At 72.1% G+C, this 15,269-nt stretch carries 13 protein-coding genes; 3 read left to right on the top strand and 10 right to left on the bottom strand.

The window, feature by feature from the left end; all coding sequences use genetic code 11:
* Window positions 1-3 precede the first annotated feature (3 nt).
* Both QSK10_RS08565 and QSK10_RS08560 read right to left on the bottom strand, forming a co-directional pair.
* Window positions 4-1,173 (bottom strand): DNA glycosylase AlkZ-like family protein, encoded by a 1,170-nt coding sequence (locus QSK10_RS08565; protein ID WP_285662076.1) that lies wholly within the window; start codon window positions 1,171-1,173, stop codon window positions 4-6.
* Window positions 1,174-1,186: 13 nt separating this feature from the next.
* Window positions 1,187-2,122, bottom strand: a complete 936-nt coding sequence (locus QSK10_RS08560) for a DMT family transporter (RefSeq protein WP_285662075.1) — start codon at window positions 2,120-2,122, stop codon at window positions 1,187-1,189.
* Window positions 2,123-2,302: 180 nt separating this feature from the next.
* Between QSK10_RS08560 and QSK10_RS08555 the strand changes: the two genes are divergently transcribed.
* Window positions 2,303-2,428 carry a hypothetical protein gene (locus QSK10_RS08555; RefSeq protein ID WP_285662074.1) on the top strand — a complete coding sequence of 42 codons (126 nt, stop codon included), beginning with the start codon at window positions 2,303-2,305 and terminating at the stop codon, window positions 2,426-2,428.
* Here the strand turns inward: QSK10_RS08555 and QSK10_RS08550 are convergent.
* From QSK10_RS08550 to QSK10_RS08535, 4 genes are all read right to left on the bottom strand, one after another.
* On the bottom strand, window positions 2,425-3,933 hold the full coding sequence (locus QSK10_RS08550; protein WP_285662073.1) for a phytoene desaturase family protein: 1,509 nt from the start codon (window positions 3,931-3,933) through the stop codon (window positions 2,425-2,427). The two genes, QSK10_RS08555 and QSK10_RS08550, sit on opposite strands and share 4 nt — an antisense overlap.
* Before the next feature lie 9 nt (window positions 3,934-3,942).
* Entirely contained in the window at window positions 3,943-4,518 is a 576-nt protein-coding gene (locus tag QSK10_RS08545; RefSeq protein WP_285662072.1) for an HAD family hydrolase, read from the bottom strand.
* Window positions 4,515-5,234 (bottom strand): phosphatase PAP2 family protein, encoded by a 720-nt coding sequence (locus QSK10_RS08540; protein ID WP_285662071.1) that lies wholly within the window; start codon window positions 5,232-5,234, stop codon window positions 4,515-4,517. The genes QSK10_RS08545 and QSK10_RS08540 overlap by 4 nt, the downstream gene beginning before the upstream one ends.
* Window positions 5,235-5,327: 93 nt before the next feature.
* Window positions 5,328-5,786 carry a MarR family winged helix-turn-helix transcriptional regulator gene (locus QSK10_RS08535; RefSeq protein WP_285662070.1) on the bottom strand — a complete coding sequence of 153 codons (459 nt, stop codon included), beginning with the start codon at window positions 5,784-5,786 and terminating at the stop codon, window positions 5,328-5,330.
* An 89-nt stretch (window positions 5,787-5,875) separates the two neighbouring features.
* Between QSK10_RS08535 and QSK10_RS08530 the strand changes: the two genes are divergently transcribed.
* On the top strand, window positions 5,876-6,244 hold the full coding sequence (locus QSK10_RS08530; RefSeq protein WP_285662069.1) for a cupin domain-containing protein: 369 nt from the start codon (window positions 5,876-5,878) through the stop codon (window positions 6,242-6,244).
* A gap of 1,734 nt (window positions 6,245-7,978) precedes the next feature.
* On the opposite strand, the gene disA is transcribed toward QSK10_RS08530, so the two are convergent.
* Entirely contained in the window at window positions 7,979-9,088 is a 1,110-nt protein-coding gene (disA, locus tag QSK10_RS08525) for a DNA integrity scanning diadenylate cyclase DisA (RefSeq protein ID WP_285662941.1), read from the bottom strand.
* 785 nt (window positions 9,089-9,873) lie between these two features.
* On the opposite strand from disA, the gene QSK10_RS08520 reads away from it, so the two are divergent.
* Window positions 9,874-10,482 carry a hypothetical protein gene (locus tag QSK10_RS08520; RefSeq protein ID WP_285662068.1) on the top strand — a complete coding sequence of 203 codons (609 nt, stop codon included), beginning with the start codon at window positions 9,874-9,876 and terminating at the stop codon, window positions 10,480-10,482.
* A gap of 1,970 nt (window positions 10,483-12,452) precedes the next feature.
* Here the strand turns inward: QSK10_RS08520 and QSK10_RS08515 are convergent.
* The 3 genes from QSK10_RS08515 to QSK10_RS08505 form a co-directional block, all read right to left on the bottom strand.
* On the bottom strand, window positions 12,453-12,938 hold the full coding sequence (locus QSK10_RS08515; RefSeq protein ID WP_285662067.1) for a CarD family transcriptional regulator: 486 nt from the start codon (window positions 12,936-12,938) through the stop codon (window positions 12,453-12,455).
* Between the two features lie 180 nt (window positions 12,939-13,118).
* Window positions 13,119-14,153 (bottom strand): type III polyketide synthase, encoded by a 1,035-nt coding sequence (locus QSK10_RS08510; protein ID WP_285662066.1) that lies wholly within the window; start codon window positions 14,151-14,153, stop codon window positions 13,119-13,121.
* A complete protein-coding gene (locus tag QSK10_RS08505) occupies window positions 14,147-15,256 on the bottom strand; it encodes an acyl-CoA dehydrogenase family protein (RefSeq protein ID WP_285662940.1) in 1,110 nt (369 codons plus the stop codon). Before QSK10_RS08505 ends, QSK10_RS08510 begins: the two co-directional genes overlap by 7 nt.
* Between the last annotated feature and the right edge of the window lie 13 nt (window positions 15,257-15,269).

The raw sequence follows: 15,269 nt of genomic DNA, 5'->3' as shown, positions 1-15,269 counted from the left end.
AGGCTACCGGCTGCGACCGGCGCGGGCCAGCCTTTCGATCGCCTCGATGCGCGGGCGCCGGGAGGCCGGGCTGTCCAGGCTGGAACCGCGCAGATCACCCAGCTCGGCGCGAACGAACGCCTCGGTGGCCGCGACCGTCTCGCGCAGGGCGTCGGTGGCCGGAACGAAGGAGCACCAGACGATCGCGCCCGCCTCGGGGTCGTACTCCCACAGTCCCACGATCCGCCCGCGATCGACGATGGCCTGCGTGGCCAGGTCCGACAGGCCGCCGATGGGCTTGCCGAGGATCTCATTGGCCGCGTCGGCGGGGTCCACAAGGGACGCCAGGTCGCGGCGGAGCAGTACCAGGCCGTCGATCCAGCAGACCAGGGAGTACGCGGGGTTCGGCGGTGGCGTGAAATCGGCGAACGCGGCGGCGTCCCCGGGGAGCATGAGCAGCCCGCCGCCGACGTCGACCAGGTCCAGGTCCGCCACGGCCGCCTTGGCCTCCTTGACGCCGAAGGCGGTGAACCAGCGGAACTGCGACAGGCTCGCGGGTCCCGCCCAGGTGAAGTAGCGGCGGGCGACGCGCTCGGCCGCGTTCGCCACCGCTTCCACGCCGCTCCAGCGGATGTAGGAGTAGCGCTGCCGATCGAGACGCCCGCCCTCCGGCACGCGCCGGATCTCGCCGTGCGACTGGAGCAGCCCCAGCGCGGTCGGCAGCGTGGTCGACTCGCCCTTCTTGCGGCCCTCCTCGCCCAGGTTGCGGACGGCGTCGCCCAGCGCCTCGCGCAGCTCGGCCGGGCTCATCGGGGCGCCCGCGCCGTCCAGCACGGCCAGCACCTCACCGCACAGCCGCTCCACCTCGGCCTCCCCGACGCCCAGCCGCGCCAGGACCCGCAGCGGCGCCCGGGCCGCCGGGCGCGACAACGTCAGGCCGAGGTTGAAGTCGCAGGCGGGCAGGACGTAGGTGCAGCCGCGCGCCGAGGGCAGCTCGTGGATCTCCAGTGCCGCCACCGCCTCGTCCACAGTGGACCGGCCCAGGCGGCCGCGGGCGAACAGCTCGACGTACGGGTTCGCCCCGCCCACCGAGCGCGCCCACCCCGTCGTGGCCAGCACCTCGGCGGGAACGGCCGCGCCGGGCGCGGGCAGCCACTGGCGGGCCGACCACCAGGCCCGGAGCTTGTCGTCCATGGCCCCGATCCTGTCAGTCCACGCCCGCCGCGACAGGGGATTCGGCCCTCTTCTTCGTGAAGCGGCCCTGCGTCAGGGCGATCGCCGCCAGCACCACCAGCGCGCCCACCGGCTGATTCCACGAGATGTGCTCCCCGAGCAGCGCCACCCCCGTCACCCCCGCCACCACCGGCAGCAGATAAGTGACCGTCGACATCGTGGTCACACCCACGATCCGGACCGTGCGGTACATCAGCATGTAGGCCAGCCCGGTGCCCAGCGCGCCCAGCGCCAGCACACTCGCCCACGCCTTCGGCTCCACCGCCTGCGTCGGCACCGGCGAGACGCCCATGATCGGCGCGATCACCAGGATCTGCGCGGTCGCCGCCACCAGCTGCCCGAACGACAGGGCCACCCCCGACTCCGGCCGGTCGGAGAGGAACTTGCGCATGTACACCCCGCCCAGCCCGTAGCTGGCGGCGGCGATGAAGCACGCGAGGCTGCCCATGATCGCCCCGCCCGCCATCGGCCGCCACACCCCGAGCACCACCATCACCCCGAGGAAACCCAGGACCAGCCCGCCGATCCGCCCGGCGCTGGGGCGCTCGCCCTTGAGCAGGACCAGGGTGAACAGCAGCGTGCACAGCGGCGTGGTCGCGTTCCAGATCGCGGCCAGCACCGAGGACACCTGCGTCTCCCCGTAGCCGAACAGCGTGAACGGGATCGTGCTCATCACCGTCGAGGCGGCGAAGAAGTGCCCCCACAGCTTCCAGCCGCGCGGCAGCCTGTCGCGGGTCACCAGGATGATCGCGAGCATCGTCAGCGCGCCCACCACCACCCGGATGAGGGTGAGCTGGAACGGGTGCAGGTCGGCGACGGCGACCTTGATGAACAGGAAGCTGTTGCCCCAGACCAGGGCGAGGACGGCGAACGCGGGCAGCCACGTGCGCGGGGACGGGGTGGTGGCCATGGGGCTCCTTCGATGACGGACGCGGCAGCCTAAGCCCGCCGAGCCGCGCGCGTCCAGGCCACTTCTCAGGTGGGTGGCGCTGACGGTAGGTGTCAGTGGCCCACTGCTATGTCCTCAGAAGGTGTCAAGGACGCGTCAAGATCCTGGCCGCGGCACCCGCCCCGCCGCACACTCGGTGACATGGCAACACTGACGCCTCCCCACCGCGTCCACCACGAGGACAAGACCCTGCGCATCGCGGTGCTCGTGGCCCGCGCCGTCCTGCTCGGCGGGCTGCTGGCGCTGGTGGTCTTCGCGCTCGACTAGCGTCCCAGCGCCGCCATCGCAGCGTTGTGACCCGGGACGCCCGACACCCCGCCGCCGCGCTTGGCCCCGGCCCCGCACACGAACACGTTCGCGTGGGCGGTCTCCACACCCCACCGGCCGTCGCCGTCCTCGGCGAAGGGCCAGGCCAGCGGGCGGTGGAAGATGTTGCCGCCGGGCAGCCGCAGCTCGCGCTCCAGATCGGCCGTGGAGTGCGCCTCGACGCACGGGCGGCCCTCGGCGTCGCGGTACAGGACGTCCTCGATCGGCTCGGCCAGCACCGAGTTCAGCGACCGCAGCGTCGCCGCCAGCGCCGCCTCGCGGGTCGCCTCGTTGTCGCGCTCGAACAGCCGGTGCGGCATGTGCAGCCCGAACAGGGTGAGCGTCTGCGCGCCCGAGGCGCGCAGCCCCGGTCCCAGAATCGACGGGTCGGACAGCGAGTGGCAGTAGATCTCGCACGGCGGCAGCGACGGGACACGCCCCCCGGCGACCTCGGCGTGGGCCGCCGCCAGCTGCGAGTAGGTCTCGTTCACGTGGAACGTCCCGGCGAACGCGTCGGCCGGAGCGACGCCGCCGCGCAGCCTCGGCAGCCGCTTGAGCAGCATGTTCACCTTCAGCTGCGCGCCCTCGACCGGCTCGGGGGTCTCCCCGAGCAGCGCGGCCAGCTCCGTGGGCGAGGCGTTGACCAGGACCTGCGCGGCGTCCAGGACGTGCTCGCCGTCGCGGGTGCGGTAGTGGACGCGCGCGTGACGGCCGTCCGTCTCGATCGCGGTGACCTCGGCGCCGGTGGTCAGGCTCGCGCCGTACTCGGCCGCCCGTGCCGCGAGCTGCCCGGTGACCGCGCCCATGCCGCCGATCGGCACGTCCCAGTCGCCGGTGCCGCGCCCGATCACGTGGTACAGGAAGCAGCGGTTCTGCGCCAGCGAGGCGTCGTCGGCGGTGGCGAAGGTGCCGATCAGTCCGTCGGTGAGGACGACGCCGCGCACCAGGTCGTCGGCGATCTCCCGCTCGATGAGCTCCGACAGGGGCCGCTCGAAGACCGCCTCCCACGTGCCCGGGTCGACGAGCGCGCGGAAGTCCTCGCGGCTGCGCAGCGGCTCGGTGAGCGTCCCGAACACCGCCTTGGCAAGGTCGGCGGTGCGGCCGTAGAGCCGCGCCCAGCCCTCCGCGTCGCCGGGGGCCAGCCGCGCCATGGACGCCCCGCCGTCCCCGATGAGCAGGCCGTCGTCCCCACCCGGCACGGGGGTGTAGGACGAGATCGTGCGGCGCGCCAGGCGCAGGTCGACGCCCAGGTCGCGCGCGATGGCGTCCGGGAACAGGCTCACCAGGTAGGAGTACTTCGACAGGCGCGCGGCCACACCCGGGAAGACCTCGGCGGAGACCGCCGCGCCACCGGTGTTCCGGCGCCGTTCGAGGACGGCGACCCGCTTGCCGGCGCGGGCCAGGTAGGCGGCGGCGACCAGGCCGTTGTGGCCGGCGCCGACGACGACGGCGTCGAAGTGCGTCATGCCGGGAGGCTACAGCTCCGCGAGCGCGTCTTCCAGAGCCGCGACGGTGGTGAACGTGTGCGCGCGCCAGCCCTTACGGCGCGCCTCGCGCGTGTTGTCCGGGTTGTCGTCGACGAAGAAAATCTCGTCCTTCAGGGCCGCCGTGACCTTGTCGAAGGCCGCCGGGTCGGGTTTGCGCAGGCCCAGCCCGCAGGCCCAGAACCGGCGCGGGAACAGCGCGGCGACCTCGGGGAAGCGCTCGTCGAAGAAGTCGGCGAACAGGGGCCCGTTGTTGGAGAAGATCGCCAGCGGCAGGCCTCGTCCCCGCAGCGCGGCGATGACGTCCTCGTCGGGGGTGAACGCGCTGGTCCAGATGCGGCTGACGGCCGCCACGTCCTCGTCCAGGCCCAGGTGCCCGGCCAGCCAGGCGCGGATCTCGGCGGGCGTGTGGCGTCCTTCTTCGCACGCGGTTTCGAAACCGGACGCGAAGACCCGCTCGTGGATCACCTCCGGCGCCAGGCCGGTGCGGCGGGACAGCTCGGCCAGGCGCGGCGCCGGGTCGAAGCGGAACAGGACACTGCCGACGTCGGCGAGGAGAACGGTCATCCCTCGCGCCTCTCCAGCCGCGCCGGAAGCGGCACCCGCTCCCACGGCAGCCGGAAGAAGACGCGCTCGATGATGATGCCCAGCGCCAGCCCCGCCAGGACGTCGGTGAACCAGTGGAACGCCAGGTAGGTCATCGACCACGTGACGATCACCGGCGGGACCAGCCGGATCCACAGGCGGTACCGGTCGAGTTTCGGGAACAGCGGCACCAGGAACGCCAGCAGCAGCGCGTACCAGACCACCGCGTTGACCGTGTGGCCCGAGGGGAACGACATGGCCTTGTCGAACTGGAAGAAGTCCGACTGCTCGACGGTGGGATACGGCGGCCCGAGCTTTTCGGTGCCGGGCAGCGTGTGGGGGGCGTAGCGGTCCGTCCACAGCTTGATCGGGCCGATCACCCCGCCCACCGCGAAGTACGCGGCGACGAAGACGACGAGCGGCCGGATCGTCTTCTTCCGGTAGGCGAGATACGCGGCGGCCAGGCCCGTCAGGACCGCCAGCGGCGTCCCCTGCCCGAGGAAGTTCAGGATCCGCGCCAGCCAGAACATCGGCGCTGGTCGATGCGAATCGACCCAGTCGCGGATGGCCACGTCCATCCGCACCGCCCAGGTGACCTCCGACAGCAGCAGCATCAGCCCGGCCACGAAGGCCAGGCAGAACAGGACGGCCGCCACGTCCACCCACCAGCGCGGACGCGGTGCGTACGGTCGGGTCATCGGGCCACTCATCGGGCCATGGTCGCATACGCGGGGAGGGGCGCCCACCGTTCGTGGGGTGCGAGGGCTTGCCGGGGGGCTCTCTGAAGCCGCTCACCACAGCGGCTTCATCGTCACCTGCCCCTTCGAGCTCGCGTCGGCGACGATCGCGCACACGGCGTCCCGGACCACGTCGAGCCGCTCGGCGCCGACCAGCGCGGCCCAGTCGTCCTCGATCGCCCGCCACTCGTTCACCACCGCCGAGACGCAGTGCCACCCCCGCTCGGTCAGGCTCACCAGCCGCGCCCGCCGGTCCAGCGGATGCCCCTCCCGCCGGATGTACCCCTTCGTCTCCAGCTCGGCCAGCAACTGCGTCGCCGCCTGCTTCGTGACGCCCAGATGCGCGGCGATCTCCACGGCCGTCGACCCGTTCGTGTGCGAGAGCAGCTGAAAGACGAAGCCGTGCGCGGGACGGACGTCCCCGTAACCGAGCTCGGCGAGCTTGGCGTGCACCCGGTCCATCGCCGCCCGAAACGCCATCGACATGTGCCCTGGCAGGTCCCCGTAGGCCATCTGACCTCCCGATTCTTCCCGGCTCGACAAAGTGGTCAAGTTGATGTACCTTATGGTCAACCTGATTGACCAACCTTAGAGGAGTCACCGTGCGACTGTCCCCTTCGGACGCCAAGAACCACGCTATCGGCACCACCTCCGCCCTGAGCCTCGCCGTGCCCTCCCGCGGCACCAAAGAGCTGGCGGTCTGGATCACCACCCTCGCGCCCGAGAGCGTCGGCGTCGACCACACCGTCGACCGCGAAGAGATCTTCATCGTCCAGTCCGGCCGCGTGACCGCCTGGCTCGGCGGGGAGTCCTTCGACCTCGAACCCGGCGACGCCTTCGTCATCACCGCCAACACCCCCACCCACATCGACAACCCCACCACCGAGCCGGCCGTCCTGACCGCCATCACCACCGCAGGCGTCAAGGCCCAGGCCGGTGGGAAGGAAGTCATCCCGCCCTGGTCGGTGTGACCACCGCGAGGCCGCGCGAGCTGGGCACGGTGCCGGGCGGGACGGGGCACACGGACCGGGACGGCGTGATCGGAGAGATCCGCCGACCCGGTGCGGGGGATCGGGAGGGGGAGGGGTGGAGGCGCGAGGCACACTCGGCTCAGGGTGGCCCGCGCGTGGCCCATTCGCGGCCCGGTTAGGCCCAGTACGGCCCTGGGGGACTCAGGGCGGCTCGGCATGGTCCAGCGCGGCTCAGTGCGGTTGGCCCGGTGAGCTCGGATGACCGGTCACGAGCCGGTCGAAGAACTCGCGGGGTACGCCTGCCGGTCCGGTGAGGTGGGCGATCTGACTCCCGGCGGGCCAGGGCGGCGCTGATGGCGTGACCGCGGATCGCTCATGCTCGACCGACTGGCCCGACTGGCCCGACTGGCCCGACTGGCCCGACTGGCCCGACTGGCCCGACTGGCCGGGCTCCCGGCCCTGGCTGTGGCCCGACCTCGGCTCCGGCCCTGACGGCGATCTCGATCCCGCCCCGACCCGGCCTGTCCCCGACCCGACCGGCCTTGGCCCGGCCACAGTCCGACCTCGGCTCCGCCCTGATGGCGATCTCGATCCCATCCCGGCCTATCTCCGACCCGAGTGACCTTGGCCCGATCTCGACCCTGACCCGACCGATCTCGTCCCGGCCTGTCCCCGACCCGACCGGCCTTGGCTCGACACCGACCCGACCGATCTCGTCCCGGCCTGTCCCCGACCTGGCCTGAGCCCGACTCGGCCTGCCCCTGGCCCGAGGGCCCAGACCCGATCTCCCCCCCGGCTCCGACCGAACCTGACCTCACCCTCACTCTCGGCGTTACCGCTGGCCTTGGCCTCGACTTCGAGCTGGCCCTGGGGCTCGGCCGGGAAGTGGGGCCGTGGCGCCCTGCGTGCGTGGGTACACACCACGCCCGTCACGCCCGCCATGCCCACCGCGGTCATCGCGGCCATCGCGGCCATGACAGACGCCGTGGCCCGCTGGTCGTCGCGTGATGGCAGCGGGCGCGGCATGCGTTGTCTTCGTCGCGGTGTGGGGTGGCGTGGGAGCGTGCGTCCCCGCTGAGTCGCGATGTGCTTCGTGCGCTCTGGCGGTGCATCGCCACCTGCCCGATCGTCGAGAGAACGCGTACCCGGCCCGGGGGCTCATGTGTCCGATCTGGTGCCGATCGCTCAGGTCACGCGACCTGGCGCGGGTCGAGGTCCGGCTTGGTGTCAGTCCGGCTTGGTGTCAGTCCGGCTCACCTGTTTCCCATCACCCGACATCGCGCCACGTGCCCCGCCGGAGTCGCCGCGCGCCTCCCGGTGCCGCCGTGCGGTGCCTCTCGTGGCGGTCGCCGGGTGCCCGCACGCCCGCTTCGGCCTCCACGGCCTCAACCTCCGCCATGAGCCGTCCGGCCGTGCATCCCGCGATGCCTCCCCGCGCGTCCGGGTCGTCGGCTCTCCCCGCCGCCGTCCCGTCCCGCGCTCTCGTGCCGCCGCCGGTCCCACCCATCGGGCCCGTTCCGCCCCGCCGTCACCGGGGTGGCCCGTCCCATCTACTGTCCACAGTGGAACGGAGCCGCCCGCGCCCGCCCGCCGGGTGCCCGCGGTTCTACGAGAGGTGGGGAGTTGACGGTCATCAGATCCCTATGTCAGGGGGTCATCCCGTCCGCGGGGTGACTCCTCCTGGCATCCGGGCCTCCGGCCGCCGCCACCCGCGTCCGCCCACTCGACACCGGGTCAGACGTAGCGTTCCAGGATCGACGATTCCGCCAGCCGCGACAGTCCCTCGCGCACCGAGCGCGCGCGGGCGTCGCCCACGCCCTCGACGGCCTGGAGGTCCTCCACGGTCGCCGAGAGCAGAGCCTGAAGGCCGCCGAAATGCTCCACGATCCGGTCCACCACCGCGCCGGGCAGGCGCGGGACCTTGCCGAGGAGCCGGAAGCCGCGCGGCGACACCGACGTCTCGTAGGACTCCGCCGTCGTCGGGTAGCCGAGCGCGCGCGTGACCGCGCCCAGGTCCAGCAGCTCCGCCGGAGAGATCTCGTCGAGGGCCTCCAGGCCCTCGGTGAGGTGCTTCTTGTCGAAACCGTTCGGCAGGTAGTCGCGGATGACGAGGGTGCGCTCCTCGTCCACCCCGGCGAGCAGCTCGTCGAGCTGCAACGCGAGCAGCCGCCCGTCCGTGCCGAGCTCGATGACGTAGCCCTCGATCTCATCGGCGATGCGGCGGACCATCTCCAGCCGCTGGATGACCGTCATCGCGTCGCGGACCGTCACCAGGTCCTCGATCTCCAGCGCCGACAGCGTGCCGGACACCTCGTCGAAACGCTGCTTGTACCGCTCCAGCGTCGCCAGGGCCTGGTTCGCGCGCGACAGGATCGCCGCCGAATCATCCAGGACGTGCCTGCGCCCGTTCACGTAGAGCCCGATGATGCGCATCGACTGGCTCACCGAGATCACCGGGTAGCCGGACTGCTTCGCCACGCGCTCGGCGGTGCGGTGCCGCGTCCCCGACTCCTCCGAGTGGATCGACGAGTCGGGCATGAGATGCACGGCCGCGCGCACGATGCGCGTGCCGTCGTTGGTGAGCACGACGGCGCCGTCCATCTTGCACAGCTCGCGCAGACGCGTCGCGGAGAACTCCACGTCCAGCGAAAAACCGCCGGTGCAGATCGATTCGACCGTCTTGTCGTAGCCGAGCACGATCAGCCCGCCGGTGTTGCCGCGCAGAATGCGCTCCAAGCCGTCGCGCAGCACCGTCCCCGGCGCCATCAACGCCAAGGTCGCGCGCAGCGGATCGTCCCGGTCGATGGGCACTGGAAGCCTCCACTCCTGCTGAAACGTCACCAGTCTACGGACGCTGAGAGAGCGGGCGCCGTGTGGATCTTCGTGGCGCGCTCGCCGGTTGGGTAACGATTCAGGCACCTTGAGCGATACGAGGAGGGGAAGGGACGGCACGACAGGTGTGACGCACGGGGGACCGATGGCGCTGAAGTGGGGGCGATCTCCCGAAGACCGCCCGACGGGATGACGCGGGAGCCGACCCCGGGCGCGGACCGTCCGATACGACGATGCTGGACGCGATGACGCCGGAGACGATGAATACGGACGCGCCCACCACCGGGCCCGGAACCGACGCGGCGGCACCCCGCGGACAGGGAGAGAACGACGCGGGGGACCACGCCGTAGGGGGAGGCGCCCGGGGGAGCCGTGCCTCGGGGGGCCGGGTCTTGGAGGATCGGGACCCGGAGGATCGGGACTCGGCCGACCGGGCTCCGGGAAACCGGGCGGCGGGACGGTTCCAGCGAGACCAGTGGCAGCCCGGCCGGCTCCATCCCGACCGGCTCCATTCCAACCACCTCCGGCCCGACCGGAACCAGCCCCACCGAGACCAACCCGACCAGCTTCAGCCCGATCAACTCCGGCCCGACCCAGACCGGCTTGACCCCGACCGGCCCGACCAGCACCGAGCCGATCGGCCCGAGCGGGTCCCGTCCAAGCCGGATCGCCCCCGGCGGGACCGGCCCCGAGCGGATCGGCCCCGAACGGATCGGCCCCGGCCCGTCCGGCACGATCCCGACCGGCGCGAGCCGCACGAGCCCGACCCCGGCGACAGCGAAGAGAGGAGGCCGCCCATGACCACCACCCCCCGCCCCCGCGCACGCGGAGAGGCGCGCGTGCGCCTCCGCCGGAGGTTCCCCTGGCGCCACGTGCTCCGGCTGCTCGCCTACCTCGTGCTCGCGGCGGCGATCCTCGCGCTCACCAGGTACCTGTTCGCGATGGAGCCGGACATGCTGGACACCGGCGTCCCCAACCCGCTCCGGCACGCCGAGGCGTTCGTGGCCGGCGTCCTCATCGCCGGGACCATCCCCTACGCCTACCGCCTCATGCGCCTGCCGAAGCTGGAGGTCAACCACTTCGGCCTGATCGTGCGCCCCGGCGCCCTGCGGACCCTCGTCCTCCCGTGGGTGCACATCGAGCAGGTCGCGGTGTACACGGCGGCGAAAGGGCGGACGTACCTCCTGATCGCCTGCGACGGCCACCAGGGACGCCTGGGCGACCGGCCCGGCTACGGCGACCGGATCGTGCTCCGCGAAGCGCTGCACCTCACCGGCGGCATGCTCGCCGACTTCGACCTCGCGGTCAGATCCCGCGACTTCGCCGACACCCCCTCGGCCCAGCTCGCGCAACTGAGCGCGTTCGCGCCGGCGCACGTGGACGTGGTGGACGCGACGGAGGCGTAGGACCCGGCGAGCAGGGAGCGGCGGTCGGCCTTGGGGACGCAGCGGGTCGCGGGCCCGGGGGCCGGACACTCGGGACGCGGGCAGGACGGCCCAGCGGACAGCGCGGCGGCCGAGCGGGACGAGGAGCGCGACAGAGGACATCGGACGCACCGGCCGCGCAAACCGTCCCTCGACCGCCCGGCGCACGGACGGGCACACGGGCACACGGACGCGCCACGCCGAAGCCACCGCCGGGCCACCGGTCGCCCGTGCCGCACTGGAGCCGCCGCCCATTGCCGGATGGGTGCGTGCCGCGCGACGGTGGCCTCTCGATCGCCGGTTGGTCGTTCACGCCGCGCAGGAGCCGCCAGCCGACCGCCGGAAGGCGCCCGTGCCGCGCCTGACCCGCTGGCCCGGATGGCGGGTTGGGCGTGGTCTACCTCGGGACGTACTGCGCTGGGGGAAGTCGCTGGTCTGGGTGGTGGGTGGGGCGTGGCGGGTACGCCTCGGGCCGCAGAGTGCCGGGGGTGAGGTTGCCGGCTGGGGGAGGGTTTGCGCATGGAGGTTGCGTGCTGGGTCTACCTCGGGCCGCAGTGTGCCGGGAGTGAGGTCGCTGGTCTGGGCGATGGCTTGCAGGCAGTGGGTTGTGGGCTGGGTGCGCCACGGGCCGCAAGGCACCCGGGGTGAAGTCGCCGGACCGGGCTTCGGGTGATGGGTGGCAGGATGCGAGCCGGTGTGGATGCCGTGCCGACGCCGGTGTGGTGCCAGCCAGCCAGCCAGCCAGGGCAGCCAGGCCAGGTATGCCGAGCAGAGCAGGCCAGGCCAGGTATGCCGAGCAGAGCAGGCCAGGCCAGGCCAGGTAGGCAGGCCGGGCAGGCAGGCAGGCAGGCAGAGCAGGCAGAGCAGGTAGGCAGGCCAGGCCAGGTAGGCCGGGCTGGGCAGGGCAGGGCCGGGCAGGCAGGCAGGCAGGCAGAGCAGGCAGAGCAGGTAGGCAGGCCAGGCCAGGTAGGCCGGGCTGGGCAGGGCAGGGCAGGGCCGGGCAGGGGCAGGCGGGCAGGCGGCATGAGCGACTTTCGCGCGCCTCTTATTGGTGGGGGCCCAGAGCCCGCCCCGCTGGGGCGAACGTAACCGGCCCTACGCGAAGGGTGCCAAACGGCTGAATCCACAGCCTGTGGATAACGGGTCAATTGTGGATAACTCTCGCCAGGATCGGGCCGATCTGGCCGGATCCTGGCGGATGAGCGTGATTCATGCGCCACCCGAAGCCGATGGCGCGGACTTCGGCTGCCCGGCCGCCTCTAAGGCGACGTGGGCACAGGCGTGGGCTGCGAGCGCACGCTGACTCCGGTCCCTACGGCTGTGGTGGATGGTGCGCGCTCGTCGTGACGGTTGCCGTGCCGCTCGCTCGGTGCTTAACCTGGCGGTGGACGGACGGCCTCGACCCGATCGTGGGAGCCGGTCGCGGTTGCTGAATGCAACTGAATGAGAATCAGCGTTCGGCCGGGCGGAAGCCCAGGTCGGGAAGTGTCGGCCCCGCGCGTGCGGGGATGAGCCCGTCATCAGGTCCAAGGCGTAGCCGTTGGTGACGTCGGCCCCGCGCGTGCGGGGATGAGCCCGTGATCATGTGGCGGCCGTTGCGGCGGAGCGTGTCGGCCCCGCACGTGCGGGGATGAGCCTGCGGGCAGGTGGCGGATGTGCCAGTTCATCGCGTCCTCCCCACCCCGCGAGGCCCCCACACGCAATGAGGGCGACCCGAAGGCCGCCCTCATGACATCGATATGTACCTCGTGCGCCAGTACTCGTACCTGTACTCGTACCGCTGTGACCGCTACCTCACCGGGCCCGCTGGCTGGCGGTCCGCTTCGGCCTGTTGTCTCGTTGTCTCACTCGTCCCGCTCGGCGCTGCTCTAGCCGTGGACTCCGACGCTTCGGCGACCGATGCGGCCGTGGCTGGCGGCCGGTGGGGTCGTCGGGTGTCGGGGTAGGTGTGGCTAGTTGCCGGACAGCACCTTGTCGAGGAGGACTTCCGCGTCGTCCTTCGTGCTGCTCTCGGCGAGGGCGACCTCGCCGACCAGGATGTCGCGGGCCTTGGCGAGCATGCGCTTCTCGCCCGCCGACAGACCGCGCTCACGCTCGCGACGCCACAGGTCACGGACGACCTCGGCCACCTTGAGCGGGTTGCCCGAGGCGAGCTTTTCGAGGTTGGCCTTGTACCTGCGCGACCAGTTCGTTGGCTCCTCGGTGTGCGGAGCGCGCAGGACGTCGAAGACCTTGCCAAGGCCCTCGGCGCCGACCACTTCGCGGACACCGACGATTTCCAGCGACGTGGCCGGAACGCGTACGGTCAGGTCGCCCTGCTCGACTCGGAGGACGAGATACTCCTGCTCGACGCCCCTAATCGTGCGCGTCTCGATCGCTTCGATGAGTGCGGCCCCGTGGTGGGGGTAGACAACGGTCTCGCCGACACTGAAACCCATAGGATCGGAACCCCTTTCGCTATGACTAGGGTAACACGGGGTTCCCGTATTCCACGACCTCAAGTGATCGTGTTTTCGCAGCTCAAGCGGCATGTGAGCGAATTCTCCCACGCGACGCGTTGGTATTCGAACGATCCGTGACGATCGCTGCCCGGCGTGCGCCCGGGTGACCGAAATGCCTCAACCGGACGTCAAGAGCGCCGAGTACAAAGTCAGTCCCGGACCGAAAGACATCGCCACGATGTCATCCACTTCAGGATTGTCACGGCGCAACCGATCGATCACCATCAGTACTGTCGCCGATGAGCAATTGCCGTGTTCGGCCAGCGTCGCGCGGGACGCGTCGAGGCCGTTCGCGGACAGGGCGAGGGCCTTGCCCACGACGTCCAGGATACGCGGGCCGCCGGGGTGGACGGCGTACGCGCGGGCGTCGGACAGGTCGCGCCCGGCGGGTTCGACGAGGGCGCGGACGGCGTCGGCCGCGTGGCGGGCCAGCACCAGGGGGACGCGTGAGGCGAGTCCCATGCGGAAACCGTGGTCGGTGACGTGCCAGGTCATGTCGTCGGCGTGCGCGGTGTCGGTGCGAGAGGCGACGTTGCGGACGGCGAGTCCGGGACCGCCGGGGACGAGCACGGCGGCCGCGGCGGCGTCGCTGAACAGCGAATGCGCCACCGCCTGCCCGAGGTCGTCGGTGGCGGGCTGGAGGTGCAGGCTGGTGAGCTCCACGCACAGGATCGCGGCGGGCCTGCGGTGCTGGGCGACGTAGTCGGCGGCGGTGCGCAGGGCGGGGATGGCGGCGTAGCAGCCCATGTGCCCGATGACCATGCGCTGCATGTCGGCGGACGTGGACAGCGCGGCGGCCAGCCGGATGTCGAGCCCGGGCGTGGCGTAGCCGGTGCAGGACACCACCACGAGGAGCCCGAGGTCGGTGGCGTCGACGCCGGACTCGGCGAGCGCGCGGGTGAGGGCCTCCTTGCCCAGGGGCAGCGACTCCTCCTCGTAGCGGCGCATGCGGCGGCCGGTGGACCACTCGGAGATGTCCTCGATGAGGGGGTTGATGACGCCGTGGCGGGTGTGGACGCCGGAGTTGGCGAAGACACGCTCGGCGCGCGCGGAGCCGCCGGTGTAGGCCTTGAAGTACCCGTCCCACAGGTCCTGCTGGAGCTGGGGCGGCGGGGTGACGACGCCGATCCCGGCGAGGACGGCGTTCACCATCGGGGGCCCGAGCCCTCGCGGTAGGGGTCGCCGCCGAGGGCGGCCACGCCGAGCCAGTCGGCGCACACGTCGGAGGTGGCGGGCTGGAGGGCGCCGCAGCGGGCGTCGCGGTAGAGGCGTTCGAGGTCGCTGCCGCGGCGGATGGCCGAGGCCCCGGCGGCCTCCAGCATCGAGGCGGCTACCTGGGCGGCGGTGTCGCCGGCGAGGAGCTTCGCGCGCCACACCCAGCGGGGTGATTCGGGGTCGCCGGCGTCGACGCGGCGGGCGGCCTCCATGACGGTGGCGTAGGCGGCGGACACGGCGGCGTCGGCGCGGCCGACGCGGCTGCGGACGTTGGCCAGCCCGCGCAGGTTGCGCTCGGTGGCGTGGGCGACGGCGGCGTCCACGGCCGCGCGGGCCACGCCGACGTAGACGGCGGCGTAGGAGGCGACCATCCAGTGGGGGGAGACCTCGGTGGCCAGCAGCGCCAGGCCCTCGATGCCGCCGAGGAGCGCCGAGGCGGGTACCCGCACGTCGAAGTCGACGTCGTTGGAGCCGGTGGCGCGCATGCCCATCGCGTCCCAGGTGGGGTGGACGGTGACGCCCTCCCCGGCGGGGACGAGGAACTGCGAGACCTCACCCGCGGCGGATTTGGCCGCGACGAGGTAGCCGTCGGCGTGCCCGGAGCCCGACACGAAGGACTTGCTGCCCTTGACGCGGTACCCGCCGTCCTCGGGGAAGTAGCGGGACGACATCGCCGACAGCCGCGCGCCGGTCCCGCGCTCGCTCATCGCCACCGCGTACAGCTTCCCCTCGGCCGCCGAGCGCAGGATCTCGTCGCGGCGGGGGAACCACTCCTCGGGCGCGCCGAGCTCCTCGGCGATCTCGTCGGGGGTGAGGGCCAGGACGCCGGTGATGGCGGCGTGCATGTTCAGGATCAGCGCGGTGGCGCCGTTCCCGCGGCCCAGTTCGTAGGCGAGGGCGGCGTAGTCGGCGAAGGACCTGCCCATCCCGCCCAGCCGGGTGGGGACGAGGAAGCCCAGGAGCCCCGCCGCGCGCAGCCCGGCGAAGTCCTCGGCGGGGAAGGAACCGTCGCTGTCGTGCGCGGCCGCCCTGGCCGCCATGCCGTGACGCAGT

The sequence above is a fragment of the Actinorhabdospora filicis genome (genome assembly GCF_030269765.1).
GTDB lineage: Bacteria > Actinomycetota > Actinomycetes > Mycobacteriales > Micromonosporaceae > Actinorhabdospora > Actinorhabdospora filicis.
This window is presented reverse-complemented; position numbering and strand designations above follow the sequence as displayed.

What these genes read in the sequence shown, in the direction of transcription:
- QSK10_RS08565 (WP_285662076.1), bottom strand. Translation starts at nt 1,173, where the DNA reads ATGGACGACAAGCTCCGGGCCTGGTGGTCGGCCCGCCAGTGGCTGCCC.
- QSK10_RS08560 (WP_285662075.1), bottom strand. Translation starts at nt 2,122, where the DNA reads ATGGCCACCACCCCGTCCCCGCGCACGTGGCTGCCCGCGTTCGCCGTC.
- QSK10_RS08555 (WP_285662074.1), top strand. Translation starts at nt 2,303, where the DNA reads ATGGCAACACTGACGCCTCCCCACCGCGTCCACCACGAGGACAAGACC.
- QSK10_RS08550 (WP_285662073.1), bottom strand. Translation starts at nt 3,933, where the DNA reads ATGACGCACTTCGACGCCGTCGTCGTCGGCGCCGGCCACAACGGCCTG.
- QSK10_RS08545 (WP_285662072.1), bottom strand. Translation starts at nt 4,518, where the DNA reads ATGACCGTTCTCCTCGCCGACGTCGGCAGTGTCCTGTTCCGCTTCGAC.
- QSK10_RS08540 (WP_285662071.1), bottom strand. Translation starts at nt 5,234, where the DNA reads ATGACCCGACCGTACGCACCGCGTCCGCGCTGGTGGGTGGACGTGGCG.
- QSK10_RS08535 (WP_285662070.1), bottom strand. Translation starts at nt 5,786, where the DNA reads ATGGCCTACGGGGACCTGCCAGGGCACATGTCGATGGCGTTTCGGGCG.
- QSK10_RS08520 (WP_285662068.1), top strand. Translation starts at nt 9,874, where the DNA reads ATGACCACCACCCCCCGCCCCCGCGCACGCGGAGAGGCGCGCGTGCGC.
- QSK10_RS08515 (WP_285662067.1), bottom strand. Translation starts at nt 12,938, where the DNA reads ATGGGTTTCAGTGTCGGCGAGACCGTTGTCTACCCCCACCACGGGGCC.
- QSK10_RS08510 (WP_285662066.1), bottom strand. Translation starts at nt 14,153, where the DNA reads ATGGTGAACGCCGTCCTCGCCGGGATCGGCGTCGTCACCCCGCCGCCC.
- QSK10_RS08505 (WP_285662940.1), bottom strand. Translation starts at nt 15,256, where the DNA reads ATGGCGGCCAGGGCGGCCGCGCACGACAGCGACGGTTCCTTCCCCGCC.